This is a genomic window from Burkholderia sp. S-53 (assembly GCF_025560745.1).
GTDB lineage: Bacteria > Pseudomonadota > Gammaproteobacteria > Burkholderiales > Burkholderiaceae > Burkholderia > Burkholderia pyrrocinia.
In genome coordinates this window covers 2,634,468-2,651,592 of record NZ_CP090484.1, presented here as the reverse complement: position 1 = coordinate 2,651,592, position 17,125 = coordinate 2,634,468, and the positions used below count along the sequence as shown (strand labels likewise).

General features: G+C 62.8%; 7 protein-coding genes. All 7 read right to left on the bottom strand.

Annotated elements, in window-relative coordinates; genetic code table 11:
* Positions 1-9: 9 nt before the first annotated feature.
* Positions 10-903 (bottom strand): hypothetical protein, encoded by an 894-nt coding sequence (locus LXM88_RS34020; RefSeq protein ID WP_262543884.1) that lies wholly within the window; start codon positions 901-903, stop codon positions 10-12.
* Positions 904-994: 91 nt separating this feature from the next.
* Positions 995-1,927 (bottom strand): hypothetical protein, encoded by a 933-nt coding sequence (locus tag LXM88_RS34015; protein WP_262543883.1) that lies wholly within the window; start codon positions 1,925-1,927, stop codon positions 995-997.
* 988 nt (positions 1,928-2,915) lie between these two features.
* A complete protein-coding gene (locus tag LXM88_RS34010) occupies positions 2,916-3,338 on the bottom strand; it encodes an SMI1/KNR4 family protein (protein WP_262543882.1) in 423 nt (140 codons plus the stop codon).
* A 150-nt stretch (positions 3,339-3,488) separates the two neighbouring features.
* Positions 3,489-3,911 (bottom strand): hypothetical protein, encoded by a 423-nt coding sequence (locus LXM88_RS34005; protein WP_262543881.1) that lies wholly within the window; start codon positions 3,909-3,911, stop codon positions 3,489-3,491.
* On the bottom strand, positions 3,812-4,072 hold the full coding sequence (locus tag LXM88_RS37330; protein WP_412524160.1) for a DUF6862 domain-containing protein: 261 nt from the start codon (positions 4,070-4,072) through the stop codon (positions 3,812-3,814). Before LXM88_RS37330 ends, LXM88_RS34005 begins: the two co-directional genes overlap by 100 nt.
* A gap of 794 nt (positions 4,073-4,866) precedes the next feature.
* The gene (locus LXM88_RS34000) at positions 4,867-5,376 is read right to left on the bottom strand and encodes a hypothetical protein (RefSeq protein WP_262543880.1); all 510 of its coding nucleotides are present in this window, start codon (positions 5,374-5,376) and stop codon (positions 4,867-4,869) included.
* A gap of 12 nt (positions 5,377-5,388) precedes the next feature.
* Entirely contained in the window at positions 5,389-17,013 is an 11,625-nt protein-coding gene (locus tag LXM88_RS33995; protein ID WP_262543879.1) for a two-partner secretion domain-containing protein, read from the bottom strand.
* Positions 17,014-17,125: the final 112 nt, after the last annotated feature.

The window sequence follows — 17,125 nt, the reverse complement described above, 5'->3', positions numbered from 1 at the left end:
GCATCAAGATCATTTCGATGCCGTGGCCGCCCCGGTCGCAGTCGTCGTCGCAGTCGTCGTCGCAGTCGTCGTCGCAGTCGCAGTCGTCGTCGTAGCCGCAGTCGTCGTCGTAGCCGCGGTCGTCGTCGTAGCCGCGGTCGTCGTCGTAGCCGCGGTCGTCGTCGTAGCCGCGGTCGCCGGCGTCCGTGCCAGATCCTGACCGATCATGTCCGCGACCGACTTCTCGCACGACTTGATCCCTTCCACCGACTTGTCGAAACGCTTCTCGAGATCGCTGAAGCTGCCGTACGTGTAAGCGAAGTCGCTGTCGATGTGGACGCTGTTCGACTTGATGTCGTAGCCGCACGCGAACGTCTTGTAATAGATGTCCTGCTTCGTCTTCGCGTCGAGAATGCGCGCCCGGACGACCACCCACGGAATGTAATCGGGCTGGTCGGGCGGCGAGATATAGCCGAACGACGTGAACCACACATTCATGATGGCATCCGCGTCGGTCTTGATCGCGGAGTAGTCGTCCGACTTGCCGTCATCCGCGAGCTTCACCTTCTGGCCGTCCAGCTTCACGACCTGATACCCGTTGCCGGTGAGGCGGCCCGTTACGCCGTCCGCGATGTCCGGTGCGAATACGATCTTGCTGGTGGCCACGTGATCCGTGTAGGTGCTCGTATGGCTCGCGTTGATGGCGGTTTGCGCCAGTGCGCCGATCAGGCCGAACCCGCCCGCCGCGCCGCCGAGGTTGACGACCGCGACACGCTTCGGCTCGGTGACTTCGAGGATGGCGATCGAATGCAGCTTCTCGCGCGCTTCGGGTTTCAGGTCGGTGTTCGGCAACGTGACGCAGCCGGACAGCAGCGTCACGAGCAGGCCGCAACCGAACAGGGTAGCTTTGGATGAGTTCTTCATTGAGTGAATGGGCTTTCGTTGTTGACGGAACGTTTTCGTCGGACCGTCGCACGCGGCGCGCGAAAACGCCGCGTGCGAGCCGGCCGTGCGTTTATTGCTTGATGACCTGACCGTAGGCGACGAAGCTGTTATCAGCGGCGCGCAGCACGTACAGGATCGATCGCTGGAAGCCGTTGGTCCCCTTGATCGGCACGAACATGATCGCGGCGCTGCCCGACAGGGGAACGCCCGCCGGGAGCCTGCAGCCCGTCGATGCCGATGCTGCCAGCGACATGTCGTACATGTTCTGGTTCGTGCCGGGCGTGGCGAGCATCAGCGTGCCGGTCATGTTGCAGCCGCTCAGCGTGCCGGTGACCGTGCCGCCCGATGCGATCGCGAAGGACGCGTTCGTGGTCGCCCACGTGCCCACGACGCTGTCCTGCGTGACGCTCAGTGCGTTTGCGGCGTTATAGGTCAACGTGACGGTCGACGCAGTACCGCCTCGGCTGATCGTTCCGGACAACGTCTGCTTCGCGCTGTACGCACCGGAGCCGGAGTCGATTTTGGTGAGCAACCCGCCCGTGCCGAAGTTGACGCCCGAACCGAGCGACCACGTCGCGCCATTGACCGTCAGACTCGAGAAATCCTCGGACATCACGAACGATCCCAGCAGATTGAGCGTGGTCAGGTTGTTGCGCGGATCGACCAGGGCGATGGTCGAGTAACCCAGGTTGCCGGATTCCGTCCAGATCCCGATCGGGCCGCTCGCCGTTGCGGCAGTCGAACCGGCTTGCGGGGTCGACAGGCTGGGCAGCGCTTCGCCGACCGTCACCGGCTGCGACGAGGCGACCGGCGCGCTCGCCGGCGGTGCCGCGAGCGGCGTGGATGCGACGACCGGCGTACTGGCTGCGTTATTGGCGCCGCCGGTGTTTGCGGGCGTGCCGCTGCTTGCGTTCGACGAGCCGTCACCGCCGCCGCCGCAACCCGCGACGACGAATACCGAGATCGCGGCTGCCGCCAGCAAATAAACAGAATGCTTCTTCAATTCAATCCCCGATTTACGATGCATTTTTAATAGTCAATATTTTGAATATCGTTGTACTGCTTTTATTGAAAGATCGTTTCGTGTTCTCGCTTTTCTTGCTTCCCTCCGTGAACGGCGTTGAATAGGTGGTGTGATATGCCGGCGAGGGAAGGCGTCAGGTCCGTCGGTTGCCGGACGTTCGGCACGACGGATACAGGCGTGGGTGTGTTCGTGCGGGGCAAGGCCCGCAGCGGCGGTAGTGCGATGCGGCAGCAGCCTCGCTGTGGCAAGGCAGAGGCAGAGGGCGCGCCGGCCCCCGATGCCCGCGCGCCGAATCGAATCGATGCGTCCCATCTTCTGATCATGCGCACGGCATCGCCGGCCGTGCGTCCCTCGGTTGTTTGTTTGGTCGTGTGGTTGTGCGGCTGTGCGGTTGCAGTGCTTTCGTGTGGTTTTGCGAGCCGCCGAGGAAGTGTAACGGCAGGAGTTTCGCTTTCTTTAGGGTAGGTGCTGAATATTTTTTATTTCGATTAGCTTAAAGAAATATTACTGAATCACTTCAGCAAAGCAGAAAACGCTGGTGCGGCCGTACCGTATCGCTTCTGCAACAATCCGGCGACTGATTGACGATCGTGCTCGCTTTGGTGCCAACGTTGTTCAACGTCTGCGCTGGCTTTCGAAATGTTGAATGACGGGCAGGTTTTGTTCGAGGCCGTCACGTCCGTCTCAACGTTCTGCATGTGCGGCCGGGCGGCGTGAAAACCGCCCGGCGAGCATGACCCTCGCCCACAAAATGATGGATAGGCCCTCCATTTCGGACGGCAATGCTTCGGCTATTTCCTCGCCTTGAGTTCTTGCACGATCCGATTCCAGTATCGAACTGCCTCGATATGTTGCTGCCTCGTGAGCCACGCTTTATTGGACATATCATTCGGGTTCCCGCCAAGAATCATCGGTTTTACATCAAACAGCTCCATTCCCAATGGACGTGCCTCGCCCTTCCGCGACTTCATTCTGATGCTCCCGAAAGTAGCGTAGTGAGACTCCCCGCAATCGGTATGACATCGGCAAGATCCATACCGATGAACGGAACCTGGACGATTTGCATCGGACTCACTCGAGTATCAAATGCATATGCCTCCCCACCGCCATTGGAACCAAAGAGCAATAAGCCTGGCGCATATTCAGCAACCTCGTATTCCTCGTTGAACGTGACGATATCTTCTGCCCTCCAAAGCATAAGATATTCATTATCGACAAATCCCTCTCCCCCGTTGTGCTCCCTCAGAAACGCGAGGTAGTCGTCAGGAAGAGGAATCTTGATCAGGGCGATCAGATCTGAAACAGCCTGATTCGATGCCCCTTCGTTCCAATGCCAATTGGCCAATCGCTTACTATCCATCATGTCTGTGCTGCCGTAGAAGCCCCTCACTTAGCAATATCCTTCTTCAACCTATTCCACCATGGCGTAACCTGTTGACGGCGTGGATCTCGCGGAAGTACGACTTTGTTTCCCGAGTCCGTGGGGCTTCCGCCAAACTTGACGGGCTACACCTCCTATCGCTTGCGTTGGCACGGAGAATTATGACTGTCTTGCCGGCTCATCCCCGTCCAGTATCCGCAGTTCGAACGCCCGAGCTTTAACAGTTATCTCCACCGATGAGGCGATCCCTTGCAGACTGCCGGACAACTCAAATATCGACGTCTCGCCTTGCGCCTTCCCCGAATACGAATACTTGATGGGATCACGCCAAATCACACCATCCGCGCGGTTCTCGTACGGAACCACGACCATATCGAACTTCTCAATATCCAGAAAAGCAAATTGACAGTGCCCAACAAACCCCTCTGCATTTTTCCTCAAAAATAAACTCTCAATTTCATCAAATACGGCTAACCAGTGACTTACATAAACAATGACATCATTGCCATCAAATATGTGGGCAAGGGGTTCTTGAAGATCAGATTCCCACCCGCTTTGGCCGCCTGAATCTGCGCTTGGCATGCCGCGTTAGGCCCTGTTGCACACGCCTGCGCCAGATTCTGATCATTCTGGGCCGACAAGGCAGCGAGCTGGTTCTGCTGATTACAGGCCGGCCCTGAGCCCCCCTGCTGCTGACATGAGGCCGCGGCCTGTTCATACTGCTCCTGCTGCGACAGCAGCATTGAGCTTGGCCGCACATGACTCAGCCAGTTGTTCTGCGACGGCGTAAGTACCCCGCATCGGCGTGTTCGGTCACCGATAGAGCCTCGATCAACTGAAGAAGGTCCTTTCGGACGGCAGCCGGGAGTTCACCCTCTGTCGTAATCGACGTCGCAGCTGTCGATAATGCGTTCGTCAGATGTTGTGGAATGCGCATCGCTTATGCTGATTCTCCATAACGTCCGATGGACATGATGATTGAATATCGGGGCAAGGCCTGATGAGCGACCTATTTGTCGCTATCGCCTCGCCCCGTATTCTTCACTACCCCGTGACAAAATCCGGTCGCTTTACGTTCGGCATGTCATCGTATGCCTTCAGGATGGTTTGCAACGGTGTCAGCGATGGGTCGCGATTCCATAGACGATCTTGAGCCACGTCGCACCGCATGGGAACTGCCCGGCACCGAACCATCTCGATTCAAGATTCGCTTGCAGCATACGTCGGCCCGCTTCGAACAAAGCATCGGCTGTGTAGGCGTTGGCGTGACCGATCAACCCCTGCGTACCAACCAGCCAACGGCTAGCGAACCGCCGGCCGGCAAATGTCGAAGGCTGCAATCGCGGCGACCTGCCTCTGCGTCACATCTTGATCACCGCCCGTAATCGCACTCGCCGCAAGTGGCGTGAGCGCCGCACTCACGGTCTCACCAATCCTCCCTCTAATTGAACACGCTGGCTCACCATCTCCTTGCCCAACATTTAGCGTTATATTTTTTCGCAACCTCACCAAGAACATCAAATCAGAAATTCTTTCGTCAATAATTATTTATCAAACATTCGATAAATTTTCGATCAAAATTCCCATGCAACTTAGCTACCCCATCCACAATCGCGGATCGAAAATCATTGATCGACAAAAAGTCCTCGCCATTCAACGAATTGAAAACAAATAAAGACAGCGGCGATGTCGATTTGAATGCCAAAAGCCCCCATTCGACTGGCGAGTGCTGCGCCATCACCCAATTTTCATCCAAATCTGCAACAACTAGCCCATATGGTTCATTTTGCCGATTCAATTCCTGGTCGATGCATGCAATTTTACCCGACCAACTTTCACCCTCACCACAAAAGCACAAAAAATTCAATGATCGCGCATAGAAGACATTAATCCCCCTCCCCCCTCCTGAAATACTTTTAATCTCATCGAAGATAGAAAATTCAGTTCTCATAGAAAAATCAAAGAATAGAAACCTATCATACTCACTCGACACAAATCTCGCCGGAAGAATGGGAGGTCCGATAATTATTTCAGTAATTTTCTTCATTAATAACCCCACTCATTTCGCGATAAATCTGATCTTTGTTGCTTGACCGCCCACTGTAACAGACGCCGACGGGACACCACTGTTGGCACCGGCAATACCATTTCCAGTACTGGCAGGATAAAAGGTGTACTTCACACTCCCTTTTGAAAGCATGCTTACCGTGCCATCCTTACTAGTGGACAAGGCATATCCGCTTGCCTGGAGATTTGCAATCGCTTCACTCTGGGTCATATTCACCTCTATCTGAGTCGCACTGCGCTTAGTAAGTGGAGCGGGGTATGACACATCCACATTTTGCGCACCGATGTCGCTTACGATTTGCTCACTTGCAGCAGATCGTCCAAACGAATTGCTCGTTGAATTAACGTTGTTAGCGGGTCCTGATCCGGAACCACTGGTACCGCCCTGCAGCTCGCTTTCCCCATTATCACTGCCTTTCGACAATGACACGTTCGGCGGACCGCCAGGCCCACCAGGTGCTGGCGACATGGTGCAAACCGGAAACTCACATACCACCACGGCTCCCGTTGGTGGAGTATTAGGTCCATTGGACGACGGTCCCTGATTGACCAGATCTTTCGCTCTCGAAAGAATGCCGTTCCCTGCGGCCTCGGTGATTGGATTGCCCGGCAGCCAGGGCATCAGTCCGTACAGAGTAATCGCACTGGTCTGGAGGAACGTCTGAACGACAGATTTTTGAGAAGTCGCGTTGTTCACGGCTTCATTCGCAGCCCATGTCGAACCCGCGCCGGCATTCGCGCCTGCTAGTGCTGCCGCCAGGCCGCCACTGACAGCCGAAATCCCGTCAGTGATCGCATTAAACGCCTTGTTGTTATAGCTCGTCGTCTGCGTGAGCGTGCCATTGCCGTTATCCGTCGTAGTGACCGTTTCCGAACCGTTGTACAGGCCGTCCCGCACCAACGGCGCGATCAATGCACTCGTCGCCCCGCCAATCGCCCCACCCGCACAGCCGGTGCCGCTAGCTGCACTCGCAGCACATCCGAGTGCAGCATGCATAGTCACATATCCGATCTTGCCCAGCCCACCTTCGCCAAAGAATTTGTCAAAATCCAATTGGCCGACAGTACTCGCCGCAATCGCGGCCAGATCGCTAATGACGCTTCCTTTCACCGCGGCCCCGAAGCTGCCCCCATATGCGACGGTATCAACAGTGGCCGATACCAACCCCCGGCCTGCGATTTCAAACGCGCCCCGAAGGAGCTGCTCCGAGGTGATCGTATTCGATGCGATGTTGTTTCCGATCGTCTGCATCGGCAACTCATTGAGGTCCAATCCTTCCATCAACCCCTGCGTCACATCAGCAACCGCTCCGGCCTTGAGAACCTCCCCAAGGCTGAACCCTTGATCGCTGAACGCCTGGTTCATCGCTGACGACACCATGGCGCCCACGACAGGCATCCCCATCGCGGACAACGCGACAGCGGCCGCCATCGAAAAAAGTTGCTCCGGACCGAACCCGCCCTGCTGTACGAAATCCGAATGCAGATGGTCCGCTACCGTCTCTTGCGTGAAGCCGCCGCCGAGTTGATGTTGCAGCGATGCAAGCATCGCCTGCGTCGAAGCCGCGTCAACCGTCCCGTCCGCGTTGAGCTTCTGCAGCGCCCCACCGATCTGATTGAGCGCCTGAACATTCAACTCCATGTTCGCCGCGCTCATGAACCCGCCCGGCTGCACCACCGTGCCGGTCGTCTTCAGATACCCGCCATCGACCTTCTGCCAGATCTCTCCGACATTGACCTGGTTCGCCTGGTTCGTCAGCGTGTGCGTATCGACGCTCAGCGTCCCCGACGCCGTGATGCTCCCCGTATTGAGGATGCTGCCGTTGCCGTCCTGGTTGAACTTCAGCGTGACGTCGCGTCCGGAGATATTGCCGCCCGCCGACATCGCCTGCGTGTCCTGCGGCAGATACACCTGCGGCATCAAAGCAGTGATCGTCGGGCACGATGCCGTCCCCGTCGCATGACACGTCGGATCCGGCACGGTCTGCTCGACGTACCACAGCATCGGCTTGTCCAGCGTGTTGATCTGCTCCTGCGTCAGCGCGGCACCGAGTTGCAGGTCATGTGCCTTCGAGTAGTCGACTGCATTCTGGTACAGGTACATCTTTTCCTGCGCCGTCACCGACAAGTTTCTCTTGCTGTCGTACGTCAGGCCGTCAACGAAACTCGACTTCCCGGTCTGCTTCAGCGCAGCCTGCTGCAACAGCAGGTCCTCTTCCTGCGGGTTGTAGTAAAACAGCGACGACGACGGCTGAAGGCTCGGCGGCAGATTTTCCAGCAGGTCTTGCGGCCCGAGTGAACCAAGCGCGGATCCGCCAAGCGACGCGTCGACGTACGACGCCTTCCCCGCGACCGGCGTCGGCAGCTTGCCCGTGCCGATCGCGCGCGGCACCGACAGGTTCAGCCCCGGCAGGTCCACCGGGCTCAGCGAAATGACTTGCGACGGCGCATTGACACGCGGCGTGTACGTGTTCGCCGTCGTGATCCCGTTGATCAGCTTCTGGCCCGTCAGCGACACGTACGTGCCGATCACGTTGCCGACGTTCTGGATCTGACCGTTCGACGAGATCGACAGGTTCGGCGCCTGGATCGTCGCCGCGATGTTGCCGACCGGCGTCGGCGGATCGATCGTGCCGCCGGTGCTCGTGTACGCGCTGCCGTACAGCGCCTTGCACTGCTCCGGCGTGCCGCACGCCCAGATATCGTGGCGCTTGTCGCTGCTGAACATGCCGGTTTCCTGCACCCAGTGCGAGTGCCAGTAGGCGTTCAGCACCTGCGCCTCGTTGACCACCGGGCCAGCGACGGCGATCGTCGCGTTGTTGCCGGCTGCGATCAGGCTGCCGATGTTCGTCAGGCTGCCCGCATTGATCTGCAGGTTGTTGCCCGCGCTGATCACCGACGAGCTGCCCGATTGCTTGTCGACGTAGCCTTCGCAGTAGCTTTCCTTGTAGCCGCCTGCGGTCATGCAGCCGGAGTACTGTTCCTGCTTGCCGTAGTTCTCGTGTACCGGAACGGGCGGCGGCAGGTTGTTGGTGATCGCGCCCGATACGTTCAGCTTGATGTCGTTGCCGGCAACGATGTTGCCGGACGTGTTGTTCAGGCTCTGTGCGGGCGTGGTCGAGCTCGCGGTCGTGCCGACACCGCCGATGACGATGTCGTGGCCCGCGAGCAGGTTGCCGTACGTGTTGTTGATCTGCCCGGCTGCGATGACGAGATCGTGGCCGGCGTAGATCGTCGCGTCGTTCTGGCTGTAGCCGAACGTCGTCGTGGTCGGATTGTTGCCGCGCGGTTGGCCTGCGTTGCCGCATGCCGAGTTCGGCACGCCCGATGCGCAGCCGACCTGGCTCGAATAGTTTTGCTGGTTGCCGCCCTGGTTGGTTAGCGTGCCGGATGTAATGGCGACGTTGTTGCCTGCATACAGCACCCCCGCGTTGGCCAGATTGCCGCCGCCGAGCGCCAGGTCGTGGCCCGCGGCTATCATGCCCGTCGGCGTCGTGAAGGTCACCGTGCCGGTAGCAACAGGCGCAGCTGCACCCTTGTTGATTTGGAACGTGGTCGGCCCGTATGGCGAGCCCACCTGACAAGAATTGCCCGAGTCGCAATTGAACACGCCGGTCGGGTTGCCGGTGCCTTGGACACCGATTGACCCGAGCGCCGCGAGTTGCGTCAGAAAATTCGTATATTGGGCCTGGTCGACATATGTCGTGCTGTTGACCGTCATGGTCGGCGCAACCGCGCCGTTACTCAACGACTGGACATTGAGCGCGATATCGCCTTGCGCCGAGATCTGCCCGCCTCGATTCGACAGCGTGCCGGCAGCCAAAGTGATCGAACCGCCGGCCGAAATAACGCCCGAGGTTCCTGCTTGTTGATTCGTCGTCGTCTGATAGACCGTCGGCAACGTGAACGTCGCCGATTGGAGCGCACCGGCCGCGGGCCCCGTTCCGACAAACCAATAGTTCGAATTGAGCGAAACGCCGTGGTCGTTTGTGCCGGTCAGGACTCGGTACTGATTGAACGTCACCGTACCGGACGTCGCGACCGGATCGGAAGCCGACAATAAACCGCTGTTCGTGGTCGAGCCGGTCGGCGCCAGCAGGCCGCCGAGCGTCGCAGACGACGTCACGTAAGCTGCCGACACAGTTTGCTCATGACCCGATATCTTTTCATAGCCGGCGGTCACCGTGCCGACCGACCCCGACATCAGGAGCGCCGGATCGCTGATTTGCGTGGTCGTCGTGACGGCCCCCTGAGGCGCAGTCTGATCGTTGATCACCTGCGCAGCAGTGATGCCGATGTTCCTTCCGGCGAATATCGAGCCTCCAGTATTGAACAGCGAACCGCTCAGATTGAAATTCGCATCGCCTCGCGACTGAGTGGTCGCACCCTGGTTGTCATAGTTGCCGCCATTAGCGTTGAGAACATTGCCCGCCTCGACCGTCCCCCGGTTCGTCGTGTTGCCGTTCAACGTCAACACACCGTCCGCATGCATCACCGCCCCGGCCGCGTTGTTCAACGTGCCGTTGAACGTCACATCCGAACCGGTAACCTGACCGTGATTCTCGAAACTGCCGCCGGCCGTCAGCGTCAGCGGCGCCGTTCCGGTCATCGTGCCGTCGTTCGTGATCCCGTTCAGCCCCGTCAGCGAAACGCTCTGCCCGCCGTAATTCCACGTGCCGCCGACATTCACGTACCCCGCCGTGATGGACAGGTTGCCGCCCTGGCTGATCGTCCCCTGCGACGGATCGAACGCCATGCTGACCGCGCTGATCCCCATGTTCCGTTGCGCGAGCAACTGTCCGCCCGCGTTGTAGAACGCGCCGTTCCCGCCATTGATCGTCAGCGACACGTCGCCGGTCGCACCGGTCGCGGCCTTCGGGTTCCCCGCAAAGACGATCCCGTTCTGGTTGTTCAGCGTACCGGTATTGATGTCGAGCGCATTCACGGCCATCAGCGAGCCGCCGACGTTCGTCAGCGCGCCCCCGACGGTGACGTTGGTCGTCGTCCCGTTCACCAGCCCGGCGTTCGCAAAGCTCGATGCATTGATCGTCGTCGTGCCGATTGACGCGAGCGACGCGCCGGCTGCATTCGTGAGGTTCGGTGCGGACACGTTGAGCGATCCGGCAAGCACGCTCGCGGCGTTATACAGCCCGTTCTGCGAAGTCAGCGTTGCGTTGCCGACGACGTTCACCGCCTTACCGCCGGCCAGCGTGAGTTGGTTCGACGCCTGCGCGGTGAGCGATCCGCCGACCGTCGCAGTACCGAGCGTCACGTTCGCGCCGTTCACCTGCAGATTCTGCGACGCGATGAGCGAAGCATTGCCGGCATCGACCGTCCCTTGCGCGGATACGGTCACGTTCTTCGACCCGGTCACCGAACCGCTCAGCGTGACGTTGCCGCCCGACACGCCCAGTTGCCCCGCGACAACGCTGCTGCCGCTCAACGTGACCGCCTGCCCGGCATGCAGCGTCGTGTCGCCGTTCGACGACACGCCTGCGACCGCCACGTTGCCGTTGATGCCGTTGACGTTGACCGTCCCCATCGATGCCACGCCGCCCGTGAGCGACGCATTGTTCGCGGCCTGAACGGTGGCATTGCCGCCCGATTGCAACAGCCCGCCGAACGTCACGCTGCCGGCATTCGACTTTGCCAATACATCGCCGACCGCGGTCGTCGCACCGATCGACATATCGCCGCCCGACACCGCCGTCAACTTCCCTGCGCCCTGAATCGCGCCGAGCGCAACGCCTTCACCGGCATTGACCACAATGTCCTTGCCATACGTCAGCGCCGCGCCGCCACCGCCGATCGCACCACCCGCGTTGATGCTCGCGCCACCGAGACCGAACAGCGCGCCGCCGAGCGTCATCGCGCCGCCCGACGTCAACGTCGTGTCGCCATTCACGAGCCCGCCGGAAAGCAGCGCCAATCCACCACCTGCGCCTGCACGGAAGTTACCGGTCGACACGACCGCACCGCCGACGCCGAGCTTGCCTGCGGTCGCGCTCAGCGTCGCATCGCCACTCGAATTGATCGCGCCCGCGACACCGAGGTCGCGCCCTGCAGTCACGTTCAACGCGCCGCCGCTCGACGCACCGCCGATGCCCGCATCGCGCGCGGCGGTGATCGTCGTCGCCTTGCCGGACGCCACCGCGCCGTTCACCATCACGTCGCCGGCGCCGTTGCGCCCCTGCGCTTGCAATCCGATCGCGCCGCCCGCCTGCACCGAACCGGCCGACAGATCGTTGCCTGCGGTCATCGCGAGATCGCCGTTGGTCGCGACGTTGCCCGCGACCGCGATATTGCCGCCCGCGTTGACGGTCGCCTGTTGCGCGAATGCGATCGAGCCGGCACTCACCGAGCCGCCCGCCGTCAACGTGCCGCTTCGCTGCGCGCCGATGCCGCCCGCAAGCGCCATGTCGTGGCCCGCGTTCAACCATGCATTGCCACCCGCAACGGTCTGCCCGGTGACCGCTATGTCCTGTGCAGCACTGACGTTCAGGTTGCCCTGCGTCGTCAGGCTCGTCGCGCTCGCATTGCCACCCGAAGCAGTTACACCGAGATCGCCCGCCGAATTGACGGCCGAAACCGCGACAGCGCGCGCCGCGTCGATCGTCGTCGTACCGCCGGTGTTGATTGCGCCCGCAACGGATACATCCCGTGCGGCTTGCAGATGCATCGCGCCGAACGCGGTTGCCGCTCCGCCGAGCGTCACATCGCCGCCGCCCGCACCGCCCTTCGCCGTTACGTCGAGATTTCCGCTGACGGCCTGAACCGTGCCGAGCCCCGCATGGTTCCCGCCCGTTACGTTGACGGTCGCGCCTTGCAGCGCGCCGGTCAGCGCCACGTCGTGCGCCGCGTCGAGCGTCGCCACCTGCGCGAATGCAGCCGAACCCGCACCGCTGATGTCGCGCCCCGCGCTCAGCGCGCCGTCAAGCTGTCCCGCGAGTGTCCCGGTCAACGCGATGTCGCGGCCGGCTTGCACGCGGGTCTGCTTCGCCACCGCGATCTGGCCGCCGAGCTGCGTATCGAGCCCGGAGATGCTGTTGAACGCGCCCGCGGTCGTCGTGGAGCCGGTCAGCAGCACGCTGCCGTTCGTCGCGGTCGTGTTCAGATCACCTTTCGACTCCACGCCGCCGCTGACCGATACGTTGCGTTGCGCAGTCAATGCCAGCGCATCGCCACTGCCGAGCGTGCCGCTGACCGAGACGTCGCGCGCGCCGGTAACGCTCTCCGCGCCCTGCGCCGATGCCGCGCCCGTGATGCCCGCGTCGCCTGCGCCGGCATTGCCGTTCGCGGTCAGCGTCAGCGTGGTCGACGACGACGCGTCGTGCAGCGACGCGTTGTTCCCGCCGCTCACCGTGATCGCAGCCGCCTGCATGCCCCCGGTCAGCGCCACGTCATGCTGAGCCGCATAGTTCGCCGTCGCGGCAAACGACTGCTTGCCGCCGCCGTTGATGTCGCGCGCGGCCGTCACCTTGCCGTTCGCCTGCCCGACCATCGTGCCGTTCAGCGTGGCATCGCGGCCGGCCGTCAGCGTCGCATCGCCGATCGCGCTGGTGCTCGCGCCGAGCGACAGGTCGAGGCCGGTCGCGATATCGAGCTTGCCGCCGCTGTTGATGCCGCCGGTTGCGTTCAGGCTGCCTTGCCGTGCAGCGAGCGCCGTGTCGCCGACCGACTCGACTGCGCCGCTCACCGCGATGTGCCGCTGCGCGGTCACGCCGACCGTCGAACCACTCGCGACCTTGCCGCCGATCGCAACATCGTTCTGCGCGAGCGCCGTGATCGCGCCCGCGGCGGCGACCGAGCCATCGATGCGCAGATCGCCTGTGCCGGTTGCGGTGTTCGTGCCGTTCGCACGCAGCGCGATCGTGCCTGTCGACTCGACGTTGTTCACGGCCGCATTGCCGGCCGCCGTCACGCTGACCGACTGCCCCTGGATCAGCCCCTGCTGCGCGACGTCGCGCCCGGCTTCGAGCGTCGCCTGCTGTGCGAACGTCAACGTGCCTGCACCGACGATGTCGCGCGCAGCGTTGACGATGCCTTGCCCCTGTCCGGCCAGCGTGCCGTTTACATTGACGTCGCGTCCGGCTGCAAGCGTCGTGTCGCGCGACACCGTCGTGCTGCCGCCGAGATTGATGTCGCTGCCGGCCTGCGCGGCGAACGCGCCTTTGCTCGCGATCGTGCCCGTCGATCCGACGCTGCCGCTGCTCGCCCGTAACGACGTATCGCCGGCCGACTGCAACGAGCCGCTGATGTCGATATTGCGCGCAGCGGCAAGCGCAACGTCCGCGCCCCCCGTCACCGCACCGGTCACGCTCAGGTCGTTCGCCGCGCCGAGCGCGAGCGCCGATGCAGCCTGCACGTCGTGCAGCGTGGCCGATCCGCCTGCTGCCGTCTGCACGTTGCCGCCGCGCAGCGAGCCGGTGAGATTCGTATCGCCGCCAGAATTAACGTTCGCTGCGAGCCCGAACGCAACGGCGGCCGCACCGCCTATTGCGCCGCCGGCGTTCAGCGTGCCGTTGCCCTGCGCCACGACGGACCCGTTCATCGTCAGGTCGCGGCCCGCGTCCACCGTCAGGTTGCCGAGCGACGACGTCGATTGCGTGCCCAGATCCACGGACTGTGCGGCGCGCACCGACAGGTTGCCGCCCGACTGGATATTGCCGGTGCTCGTCAGCGAACCGGCCGCATTCGTCAGCGCGACGTCGCCGTTCGACTGGACCGTCCCGCCGATCGACGTATTGCGACCGCCGCCGACGGCCAGGCCGCTTGCCGTCCGCAGCGTGCCGTTGACGGTCACGTCGCGCGCTGCATCGATCGTCCCGTTCGTCAGCGAATTCACGTTGCCGCCGATCGAAATGTCGCCGGTGCGCGTCGCGAGATGGAGCCCCGCGTTGGCCTGCACGTCGTTCAGCGCAATCGAACCGGCCGCCGTCATCGAGACGGAGTGCCCCTGGAACGCCCCCATCACGTCGATGTCGCGACCCGCGCTCAACGTCGTGTCCTGCGCGAAGCCGCTGTTGCCGCCGGCGACGATGTCGCGCGCGGCCGTGAGCGTCGCGACGCCCTGCCCGGCTAACGCGCCGCCGATCGTGAGATCCCGGCCAGCCGTTGCGGTCACGTCGCCCGTTACGGTCGTCGCGCCGGTCAGCGCGACATCCTGCGCGCCCTGCGCAGTCAGCGCACCCGCGCCGTTCAACGTGCCGATCGACGTGACGCTGCCGCTCGCTGCCTTCATCGCGAGATCGCCGACGGCCTGCACGGTGCCGCTGCCGTTGACGATCACGTTGCGCTGCGCGGCAAGCGCGACCTGCGCGCCGCCGGCGAGCGTGCCGTTCACGACGACGTCGCGCGCCGCGTGCACGTCGGCCGCGCCGAGCGCCGCCGCGTTGCCGTTGAACGCGACGTCGCCGCCGCCCGCGCTGCCGTTCGCCGTCACGCCGAATGCGCCGCCCGCCTGGACCGCCGAAAGGCTCGCGCTGTTGCCGGCGTCGACTTGCAGGCCATTGGCGAGCAGCTTGCCGGTCAGCGCGACATCGTGTGCGGCATTCAACGCACCGCTCTGGCCGAACGCGATCGAACCGCTTCCCGTGATGTCGTTGCGTGCGTTCAGCGTCCCGTTGCGCTGGACGATCACGATCCCCGATGCGTCGACGTTGCGCCCCGCGTCGACACGCGCGTCGGTCCCGACCATCAGCGAGCCGCCGACCGATGCATCGCGCGCGACATCAGCCGCGAACGTCGTGCCGCTCGCGAGCGAACCGCTCACGCTCAGGTCGCGCCCCGCCTGCACGCTTACCGCGTTCTGCGCGGTCGCCTGCGATGCGACGAGGGTGTCCTGTCCAGACGTCAGCGCCAGATTGCCGCCGCTCTTCACCGCCGCATGGGTTGCGACATTGCCCTGCGTGGCGGTCAACGCCAGATCGCCGGAGGTCTGCAGCGCCGCGTTGACCGTCGCATCGCGTTGCGCGGCAACCTGCAGCGTGTTGCTGTTCGTCTGCCCGTTGACGTTGACGTCGCGGGCCGCCTGCACGGTCGTTGCGCCGGTCACGACCGACGTGCCGTTCAGGTTCACGTCGCCCGTGCCGTCCGTGCCGCGCGCGGTCACCGACAACGCACCGCCACCCTGTACGTCGCCGAGCGCCACGCTCGCACCGCCCGCGATCGTCATGCCGCCGTTCGCCTGCGCATTCGCGACGTTCACGTTACCGCCCGCCGCAATGGCGAGCTTGCCGCCGGACTGAATCGAGCCGTTCGATGTCACGTCGCCGTTCGCATCGATCGCGTAGCCGCCGACCCCGATATGCGCGCCCGTCATCGACACGTTGCCGGTGCTGTGGACCGTCGCCTGCTGCTGCGCGGCGGAGCCCGCAACCGATACGTCGCCATTCGCCGACAGCAGCAAGTCGCCCGCATTTGCGGCAAGCTGCGCGTCGGCTCGCACGCCCATCCCCGCTGCGGTGCTGATCACCTGGATCTGACCGGCCGTCATCGCGCCGAATGCGGTTGCGTCGATCGCGAGCGACCGGTTCGCGCCGCCGTTCGCGGCATTGATCGCCGCGGCGGAATTGTCCGAGCCGTTCGATGTCGTGCCGTATGTGGTGCCGTAGGCATCCGCGACGGCCGGCGTCACGAACTGTCGCCCCGCGATCGCGTTGATGCGCGTGCCTGCATAGAGCGGGGCATTGATGCCGATCGTCTCGCCGATCAGGTCGATCGTGCCGACGGTCCCCTCGATCCCCGCGCCGGGCCCGTTGACGCCGGCATTGCCGTCGATCTGCAGGTGGCCGCCGGTCACGTTGTAGCCGATCGCCTTCGCGTTGGCGAAGTCCGTCGCGGCGCCGCCGATACCGTTCAGAAACTGCGGCGCACCGGTCGACAGCGTGACGCCGATCGTGTTGGTGAAGCCCGTGCCGCGCGTCGTGATGCCGTTCGGGTTCGCGATCACGACGGCCGCGGGTGCGCCGAACACTTCGAGCGGGCCGTTCAGCAAGCTCGCGTACGCATTGCCCGTCGACGTGACCTGGTTGACGATCACGCTCGCCGTGCGGCCGTTCAGGTTCGGGTTGGCCTGCACGTTGCCGCCCGTCAACGACGTGCCCGACATCAGGCTGTTGTTCAGAATCAGCCCGACCGGATCGATATTGAATTGCTGATACTGGTTCAGCGAAATGCCGGCCGCGTTCGGCGCGGTGATATTGACGACCGGCACGCCGCCGCCAGCGCCGGTCGACTGCGTGATGGCGGGCTGAAACGAGATCGGCGCGGTCGGATCGGTGATCGGCGCAGCAGCCGCAAGCTGCATCGAGAATCGCACGCGCAGCGAAGCGAGATCGAGCAGCCGCTGCCATGCGTCGTCGTCGACACGACGATTGCCCGCGCCGAGCACGCCGGCCGCATCGCGGCACTGCTCGACGGTGACCGCGATCGGGCCGATGAACATCGTCAGCGCAACGAGCGCGCTGGTCGCGCGCTGCCACCAGCGGTACGAACCCGCGACCTGGGCAACCGCGAGGAAACGCGGCGCACTTGCCGCCGACCGCGCGTGCGCACCGATTCGCGCCGCACCGGCGGCGGCAAGCTGCTGAAGGACTTTACGCTTGGACGTATTCATCTTTTGTTCGCTTCGTTCTTATGGGCTCGCGCCTTGCGCTGCACGCCATCGGCCGGCCGACCGTGACGTCGAGCGATGCCGGGATTTCCCCGCCCGGCATCTCGTGCGTGTT

Coding starts and splice junctions, on each gene's coding strand:
- LXM88_RS34020 (WP_262543884.1), bottom strand. CDS start 903: ATGAAGAACTCATCCAAAGCTACCCTGTTCGGTTGCGGCCTGCTCGTG.
- LXM88_RS34005 (WP_262543881.1), bottom strand. CDS start 3,911: ATGCCAAGCGCAGATTCAGGCGGCCAAAGCGGGTGGGAATCTGATCTT.
- LXM88_RS37330 (WP_412524160.1), bottom strand. CDS start 4,072: ATGCTGCTGTCGCAGCAGGAGCAGTATGAACAGGCCGCGGCCTCATGT.
- LXM88_RS34000 (WP_262543880.1), bottom strand. CDS start 5,376: ATGAAGAAAATTACTGAAATAATTATCGGACCTCCCATTCTTCCGGCG.
- LXM88_RS33995 (WP_262543879.1), bottom strand. CDS start 17,013: ATGAATACGTCCAAGCGTAAAGTCCTTCAGCAGCTTGCCGCCGCCGGT.